Source organism: Pelomicrobium sp. (genome assembly GCF_036803785.1).
Classification (GTDB): Bacteria; Pseudomonadota; Gammaproteobacteria; order Burkholderiales; family UBA6910; genus Pelomicrobium.
On sequence record NZ_DAIRTR010000134.1, the window covers coordinates 1 to 7897 of the forward strand.

Annotated in this window: 9 protein-coding genes; 1 reads left to right on the forward strand and 8 read right to left on the reverse strand. The window is 64.8% G+C overall.

Annotation, left to right across the window (positions count from 1 at the left end; translation table 11 throughout):
- Window positions 1-157 precede the first annotated feature (157 nt).
- Genes V7Q81_RS13105 through V7Q81_RS13115 form a run of 3 tightly spaced genes read right to left on the reverse strand, consistent with a single transcriptional unit; the run spans window position 158 to window position 2454 of the window.
- On the reverse strand, window positions 158-583 hold the full coding sequence (locus V7Q81_RS13105) for a thioredoxin domain-containing protein (protein WP_333844025.1): 426 nt from the start codon (window positions 581-583) through the stop codon (window positions 158-160).
- On the reverse strand, window positions 580-1167 hold the full coding sequence (locus V7Q81_RS13110) for a Tll0287-like domain-containing protein (protein ID WP_333844027.1): 588 nt from the start codon (window positions 1165-1167) through the stop codon (window positions 580-582). Before V7Q81_RS13110 ends, V7Q81_RS13105 begins: the two co-directional genes overlap by 4 nt.
- Window positions 1168-1179: 12 nt before the next feature.
- Window positions 1180-2454, reverse strand: a complete 1275-nt coding sequence (locus V7Q81_RS13115) for an NAD(P)/FAD-dependent oxidoreductase (RefSeq protein WP_333844028.1) — start codon at window positions 2452-2454, stop codon at window positions 1180-1182.
- A gap of 128 nt (window positions 2455-2582) precedes the next feature.
- Between V7Q81_RS13115 and V7Q81_RS13120 the strand changes: the two genes are divergently transcribed.
- Window positions 2583-3281, forward strand: coding sequence for an MBL fold metallo-hydrolase (locus tag V7Q81_RS13120; protein WP_333844029.1), 699 nt, complete (start codon window positions 2583-2585; stop codon window positions 3279-3281).
- A gap of 69 nt (window positions 3282-3350) precedes the next feature.
- Here the strand turns inward: V7Q81_RS13120 and V7Q81_RS13125 are convergent, their stop codons facing one another.
- Genes V7Q81_RS13125 through V7Q81_RS13145 form a run of 5 tightly spaced genes read right to left on the reverse strand, consistent with a single transcriptional unit; the run spans window position 3351 to window position 7473 of the window.
- A complete protein-coding gene (locus V7Q81_RS13125; RefSeq protein WP_333844032.1) occupies window positions 3351-3941 on the reverse strand; it encodes a hypothetical protein in 591 nt (196 codons plus the stop codon).
- Window positions 3925-4593: an SCO family protein gene (locus tag V7Q81_RS13130; protein WP_333844034.1), complete on the reverse strand. Its 669-nt coding sequence runs from the start codon at window positions 4591-4593 to the stop codon at window positions 3925-3927. Before V7Q81_RS13130 ends, V7Q81_RS13125 begins: the two co-directional genes overlap by 17 nt.
- Complete coding sequence (locus V7Q81_RS13135; RefSeq protein WP_333844036.1) at window positions 4590-5192, reverse strand: c-type cytochrome; 603 nt, start codon at window positions 5190-5192, stop codon at window positions 4590-4592. The genes V7Q81_RS13130 and V7Q81_RS13135 overlap by 4 nt, the downstream gene beginning before the upstream one ends.
- Window positions 5189-5815, reverse strand: a complete 627-nt coding sequence (locus tag V7Q81_RS13140) for a cbb3-type cytochrome c oxidase subunit II (RefSeq protein ID WP_333844038.1) — start codon at window positions 5813-5815, stop codon at window positions 5189-5191. The genes V7Q81_RS13135 and V7Q81_RS13140 overlap by 4 nt, the downstream gene beginning before the upstream one ends.
- The gene (locus V7Q81_RS13145) at window positions 5812-7473 is read right to left on the reverse strand and encodes a cbb3-type cytochrome c oxidase subunit I (RefSeq protein WP_333844040.1); all 1662 of its coding nucleotides are present in this window, start codon (window positions 7471-7473) and stop codon (window positions 5812-5814) included. Before V7Q81_RS13145 ends, V7Q81_RS13140 begins: the two co-directional genes overlap by 4 nt.
- Between the last annotated feature and the right edge of the window lie 424 nt (window positions 7474-7897).

Here is a 7897-nt window from a genome sequence, read left to right on the forward strand (position 1 = left end):
GCCTGCAGGGCGGCGAGGGCGGCGAGCTTGAACAGCAACAACTTCACGATGCCGCGCCGCAAAGCGGCGCGCCAGTCGATATTCGGGAAAGGCGCCGCCGGTGCAGGCCGGGCAAGCGGCAACCCCTTGCTTTCCCCAACTCGCTGGCGCCTGCCCCTCATGCTGCCTGCAGGACGAGTTGCTCCAGTTGTCGATGGTTGAGCAGCCCCGGCTGCTGCCAGCGCAACGTGCCGTTCTTGAACAGCGCGAAGTTGGGGATGCTGCGCACGCCGAAGCGGCTCGCCAGCACCGGGTGCTCCTCCGTATTCACCTTGAGCACGACGGCTTGGCCCGCCAGGTTGGCGGCGGCCTTGGCCACCTCCGGGGCCGCCATGCGGCAAGGGGCGCACCAGGGCGCCCAGAAGTCCACCAGCACCGGCACCTTGGCTTCCCGGGTGATTTCTGTAAAGAGCGTCTCGTCCGCCTCAATGGGCTCGGCCAGCGGCGGAAGTGCGCCCTTGCAGGCGCCGCAACGGCCCGTGTCCGCCAGATGGGACGCCGGTACCCGGTTCTTCGCACCGCAATGGGGGCAGATTCGGATCATGGCCGTGCCTCCCTGGCGTTGGAGGCAGGCCAGTCGATCAGGAAAGCGCCCCGTAGATCCCCCGCTCGGAAACCGGTCGCCCGGTCTTGCGGGTAGTGCTGTTTCAATGCTGCCTGGACCGGCGCCGAGAGCTCGCTACCGTGGCAGGCGAGGCAGGGTGGCTGGGCCAGGATGGCCTTCATGTAGCGGGCGCTGCCGTCAGGTCGCACTTCGAAGCGCTCCAGCGTTTCCGCCGCGGCGCCGTTCTCGAGCGCCCTCTGGAAACCCTCGAGGGCAGCCCGGGCGTCCTGATCAGGGGCGTTGGCCGGATTGCGGATGCGTAGCGCCGTGCGCCCCACCTGTGCGCCGCTTCGGGCGGATAGCCCCGCCGCGATGGCGGGAGCCTCTTCCTTGCATACGCCGATGGCATTGACCGGGCCGCCCTGCTCGAGGGCGCTCATGAGCTTTTGCTTGAGCGCTTGCTGGAACGAGTCGGCGAGCGCCCGAGAACGCTCCAGCCGGGGGTCTGGGGATCCGGCTGCCAGCGCCGGCGCGGTGGCCAGGGCGAGGAACGCCGCGGCCAGCAGGAAGGATGGGTTCATCATGGGGTCTCCTTTTCAGCTTTCTTTGAGCCGCGTGATGCCCAGCGCCTGGAGCACGTACTTCTCGTAGATTGGCTCGGTGGTGCCGGTCTTCATCTTGCGCAGGAAATACTTCTCGAAGGCTACCTTGGCGAGATGCACCCACTTGCCCTGCTTGGCCCAGGTGACGTTACGGGGCGGGATCTGGGGCAGCGCCACGAAGGCGACGCCGTCGTCCCCCAGGTCGGCGAGGCAAATGGCGTTCCAGGTGGCCTTGGCGGAAGGGGTACGCCCCTCCAGCTCGGCCTTGATGTTCTCTACGATGGCCGTGACCATGGACTCGATCATGTAGCCGGTCTTGGGCGCGCCGGTGGGCACCGGGGTCGCTTCCACTGGAGGAATCGCCACGCACACCCCGGCAGAAAAGACGTTGCGGTACTTCGGATTGCGCTGGTGCTCGTCCACCACTACGAAGCCGCGGGGGTTGGTGAGGCCCTCCACCGCCGCCACCGGGTCCACGCCTTTGAAGGCGGGGATGAACATGGTGTAGCGGGAAGGAAGCTCGTGCTCTTTGACTGCTTCACCCCGCTCGTTGTGCTCGGCCACTTTCACCCCGTCCACTGCGGCTTCGAGCACCTTGGCGTTGGTGATCCACTTGATGTGCCGCTGGCGCAGCTCCGATTCCAGCAAGCCCTTGGAATCGCCCACCCCGCCCAGGCCCATGTGGCCGATATAGGGCTCGCTGGTGACGAAGGTCATGGGCACCCGGTCGCGGATGCGGCGCTTGCGCAGATCGGCGTCCAAGATCATGGCGAACTCGTAGGCTGGGCCAAAGCAGCTCGCGCCCTGGACCGCGCCGATGACCACCGGGCCGGGATTTTTCAAAAAGTCCTGGTAAGCGCCATGGGCGTGCTGGGCGTGGGGCGTGGTGCACACGCTCACGGTGTGCCTTTCGGGACCCAACCCGGCGATCTCGTCGAAGGCCAGCTTCGGCCCCGTGGCGATCACCAGGTAGTCGTAAGAGAGGGTCTCGCCGTTCGCCAGGGTCAGCCGGTTCGCCTGCGCCTCGAGCTTGGTCACCGCCTGGGCGACGAAGCGTATGCCCTTCTTCTCCACGTAGGGGCGGATGGGCACCAGGATCTGCTCCGGCTCGCGCCAGCCTACCGCGACCCAGGGATTGCTGGGGGTGAATTGGAAATGCTCGGAGGCGTTGACCAGAGTCACCTGGTGGGATTTTCCGAGGGCTTTCCTGAGGTCATAGGCGGCCGGCATCCCGCCGAGGCCGGCGCCCATCACAACGATGTGAGCCATGGCGCTCCTCCTCTCGATGCGTCTTGCCAGACGTGGCAAGGCTCATTATATTAGAAAAAGCTAATTTATAAAACTCGGAAATATAATAACCGTGGGCGTCGCCCGCGGCGAGGAAAGGATGGCGTGCCATGCTATTTAGGCAGTTTTTCGACACAAACTCCAGCACTTACACATATTTGATCGCGTCGGGCAAGGGGCGCGAGGCCTTGATCATCGACCCCGTGAAAGAGCAGGTTCCCCAGTATCTCGTCGCCATCGAGCAGCTCGAGTTGCGGCTGGTCCGAGCAATTGACACCCATACCCATGCCGACCATGTCACGGGCCTCGGCGATTTACGTGACGCAACTGGATGCGCCACGATGATGGGAGAATTCACCAAGGCCGAATGCGTTTCACAAAGCGTCCGCGAAGGGGAGCTGATCGACGTGGACGGAATCAAGCTGGGCGCCCTCTATACCCCGGGGCATACCGACGAATCATTCAGTTTCGTCCTCAATCCGCAGGCTCCGTACGCCGTCTTCACCGGAGACGTGCTGCTCATCCGGGGCACGGGGCGTACCGACTTCCAAAACGGCGATCCGGAGAAGTCCTGGGATTCCATTGTCAACAAACTGTTCCGGCTACCCGACGAGACCCTCGTCTATCCAGCCCACGACTACAAGGGGTGGACGGTCTCCACCATCGGCGAGGAGAAACGGTTCAACCCGCGCATCGCTGGCAAGACGCGGGCGCAATACGTGGAAATCATGCGCAATCTGCACTTGCCGGACCCGCGGCTCATGGATGTCGCCATCCCGGCCAATCTGGCTTGCGGCAAGACCCGGTAGCCGCCGGGTGGCGGCGCGGGGCCATGACCCACGCGCGTTGCACGCAAGAGCGCGCAAGGAACGGCGGGCTCAAGGGCTCGGATCGGCGGCCTCGGGCCTGGAGGCCACGCTCCGAGCCAGGCGCCAGACAAGCACGGCGCCCGCGGCGGCGGCGAGCGCCGCCAGCCCCATGCCTGCCTGCTGCTGCGTCGCCAGGCTGTAGACGTTGCACAGGCGCTCCTCGGTGAACGCCCAATAGAGCCCCAGCCAGAGCATCATCTGCAGGATATAGCCGAGAAAAAAAAGCCGCACCACAGGGGGAGCGCGCATGACTGCCTGGCGCAGCATGGCACCGCAAGCCAGCAGCGAGACGACCTTGATCGCGTCGAACCCCGGCTCGAGCACCGCCCGATCGATGGCCGAGGGCAGCATCCAATAGCTCGCAACGACGAGGCAGAACGAGAAGCTCGCAAGTCCCTGCATGTCGAAGCGCGCCCCGGCCTTGACCTCGGGATCGAGTCTCGCCATGAGCCAGGCTCCGGCCGCCAACAGCAGGGGCATTTGCACCAACATGTGGAGCGTCATGCTGCTCTCGATGCCGGCGCGCAAGCCGGGGACGGACAGGGCGGCGGCAAGCAGGCTCAGGCCACCCCAGGCATGGGTGTTAGCGCGGCAGCCCATGATCGACCAGCGCGGCTGCGCGAAGCGCATAAGCGAGACTGCGCTGAGGAGCGTCCATGTCTTCGATACGCAGCAGGCGCCCGTCAGCGGAAATCACATAGAGCGCGGCGTTGTGCTCGAATTCCCCGAGGGGCGCGGGAATGACGACCAGGCCGAAGTGCGCGAGCAAAGTGCGCTGCTCGTCGGGTCGCGCGAGCGTCGCAAAGCGCCACACCCGGGCTTCGGCCCCCATGCGCCGGGCGTAGGCGCGAAGCGCCTCGGGACGGTCGTGCGCCGGATCGAAGCTTATGCTGAGAAGCCCGACGCGTCGTTCGAGACCCTGCTCCAGAATTTGCCGCTGCAACTGCGCCATGACCGTGCCCTGAGCCAGGCACAAGGAAGTACAGCGGGCATAGAAAAAGTCCGCGATCCAGACCGGCGGACCCGCGGCGACGAGCTCCGGCAGCAGTTGCGTCTTGCCCTTTTCGTCGATGACGGTGAGCGCTGGCACTGGTGGCGTGTCCCTTTCTACCTGGAGGCGGCGCAGGGATTCGCTCGTAAAGGCTCGGCCGCCTTCCGTCTGCCAGGCAATCAACGTGAGCCCGGCCGCCAGGATCGTCGCCACGGCAAGCAGTGTGAGTCGCCACGAACCCGCGTGGGGTGTCCCATTCATTGCAACGCCTTGAGGGCTTCGCCTCCTTCGTACGGTTGGGTACGATCCCGAGTACTGGCGCGCACCTGCGCCACCTGTTCGGCCGTGACTGCGCTTGCGGCATTGCCCCAGGCGCCGCGAATGTAGGTGGCCACGGCAGCGATCTCGGCATCCGATAGGGCCGCAAATGCGGGCATGGCGCCCTGGTACTTCGCGCCGCGAACTTCAATCTCACCGCTGATGCCGTGCAGCAGGGCGGCGATCAGCACCCGCTCCGGGCCCACTACCCACTCGGAGCCGGCGAGGGGGGGGAACACGCCCGTTACTCCTTGACCGTTCGCCTGATGGCAAGCCGAGCAGCGGGCCATGAACAGCGCCTGGCCGTCGGGGGCGGGTGCTGCGCCCTGGCTCGCCGCTTTCGGTGGTGCGAGGGCACTCACGCTGCGCCCATCGCCCACGCCCGATCCCTCGCCGAAAGGGGTGGTCACGATGTAGAAAGCGCCCCACATCGCCATGGCCCCCAGCAGCATGGTGACGATCCAGGGCAGGGGTTTCGTCTGCTCGCTGGGGTCGGCTTGCTCGCGGCGGAGGGCCGCGGGGTGCTTTTCGGGTTCGGTCATGGCTTGGCTGCCTCTCCGGACAGGGGCCACGCAGGATAGGTGCGATCAAGCGCCAGCAAGTAGGCGACCAGATCGAGCGCTTCCGGTTTGGCCACCAGGGTCACTCCGGGTTCACTGAAGTCGGGCGGAAGATTCACCACCACCTCCCCTGCCTTGGCCGGGCCTTTGCGCGCTTCGAACAAAAACGGGTAGGCCGGCATGATGGAACCTGGCACGTAGGCCCTCGGCTGGTAGAGGTGGCCGAGATGCCACTCGCGGCTCGGTTGTCGTGCACCGATGTTCAGCAGGTCAGGGCCGGTACGCATGGTGCCGAGCAAGTGCGGGCGATCGTAGACGTAGTCGCCGGCGACGGAAGGCCTGCCCCAACCGCGCTGCTGGTCCGCGGGGGATTGGCGTGGGTCGCGGGGCTGTTGCGAGTGGCAGTAGACGCAGCCGTTGGCGACGTAGACCTGACGGCCGCGCCACTCGGCTTCGCTGTAGGGTTTGAGCCCGGCGGGCGGTCTGATCTCGTGCAGCAGCAGATAGGGGAGGACCACCAGGACCGAGGTGGCAAGCGCAAGGATCACCATCGCGCCGACGATCAGGCGGGTTTCGTCCATTTCCCAGCGGCCGGCAAGTTTCATAGTACACCTCCTGCGGCTGCTTTAGCGCGAAGCCGCGCAGGCCCGAGCAGCGCGGCGCCGAGGCGGCGCGGCCCGAAGCGCCATCCCATGAGGAAAAAGTGCAAGGCAAACACCAGGTGCCCCAGCGTCATCAGCGCCCCGCCCAGGGAGCGCGCTTCCAGGTAAGGGATGGTGAGGGCGACCGATTCCATGAACGGGCGCTTGGCATCGAGCAGCGCAAGGCCCTGCAGCCACCCGCCGACGGTGAGGGCAACGAAGTAGACGGCAAAGCCTGCGACCACGAGCCAGAAATGCAGCGAGATGAGCCGCGGATAGGGCCACTCCCAGTCCATGATGCGGGGCATCATGAAGTAGATGGCACCGAACATCACCATGGAGAAGAAGCCATACAGGCCCAGATGGGCATGAGCCACCGTGAAATGGGTGAAATGGGTGACCGTGTTGACCGCGCGCAGCGATTCCAGCGAGCCCTGCAAAGAGGCGAGCGTGTACATCATCGCGCCGAGCACCACGAAGCGCAGAGTGGGCGAGTAGAGCAAAGCGCGGAAGTTGCCGACCACCGTCATGTGCTGGTTGATGGCCACCGCGATCACCGGGATCACCATCATCACGCTTTGCACGATGGAGATGGTGACCAGCCATGCCGGCACGGGACCGCCGATCAGATGGTGTCCCCCGACTTGGCTGTAGAAAAAGGCGAGCGCCCAGAAGCCGAGCAGGGACAGGTTATAGGAGTAGATCGGTTTGCCGAGAACCTTGGGGATGAAGTAGTAGGCGGCAGCCAGCCCGATGGGCGTGAACCACAGTCCCAGCACGTTGTGCCCGTACCACCAGTTCATGGCCGCTTGCTGCACGCCAAAATGCAGCCCGGGGAGGTTGGCTACCAAGTAAAGAATGGGAAACCACAGCAACCCAGCCGCGATGTACCACACCGAGACGTAGAGATGATGCACGCGACGTCTGAGCAGCGTGAGCAGCAAGGGCACACCAAGCAAGGCGCCTCCCAGGATCAGGAGCACGGCTGCGGGCCACGGGAATTCCAGCCATTCCATGCCGTTGCTGTGCCCGGTGGCGATTGCCACCACGCCGATCAGCACGCCCAGGTTCCAGATGGCACCGCCGGCAAGGGCCCAGCGGGCGCCCGCCAGTTCCGTCTTCAGCAAGCGGGGCAGCAACCACAGCGAGACGCCGATGGCGGCAAACGACGCCCAGCCGTAGGCGACAGCGTTCAGGTGGATAGGCCGGATGCGCCCGAAAGTGAGCCACGCTTGGTCGACGAGCCAGTCTGGCGCGTGCAGCTTGATCGATGCGATCAACCCCGCGATCGAGCCCACGATGAGCCATAGGACCGCGAAGGTGAGGGCGACGCCGGCCACCAGGGCACTAGAGCGGTCGGCACGCAGCCGCTCTTCCAGCTCGACGGGGTCCACGGGCGGACCGGCAGCGCTCCCTGCCAAGACCACCGCTTGCAGCGCTTGGAGGCCTGTTCCGGTTGCGGCCGGCTCCTCTACTCTCCCCGGTTCATGCTTGGCGAAGATGATTTTGGCGGCCTCCAAGCCGGAGCCGAACAAGTCCTTGGACATGGACCAGATGAAAACGAAAAGAGCGAACAGGGAGAGCAAAAAGGTGGAAAGCAGCAAGCCCGCAGTCAATTCCATGCTATCGTTTCCCGTTTTTCGATGAAGGCCATGTGAATCCGGTCCGGTCCAGGATGGGCCGCGCAAGGCCTAAGGCGGCGGCATCTGCCACCAGGGACGGGGGCGAGCGCGGTTCTACGACGGCAGATCATCGGCATCCCATCCCTCAGCCTACGCCGGACGCAAGAGAAAGCACTGACGGGGTGGGTCATCGACATGCGCGCTGCGCCTGGAGTGGTCAAGGTATGTCTATGTCCCTTGCGACCCGGGACGAAAGACATTATATTAGTAAAATCTAAATTAGCAAGAGGTGAAATAAGGTGGACCAGGTTCTGGAGCGCTCTCAGGCCTATCTTCCGCAAGCCAACGAGATGGTACGCCATGCCGACGACGCGGCGGCCTTGTTGAAGAGCCTGGCCAACCCGCACCGTCTGCTGATCCTGTG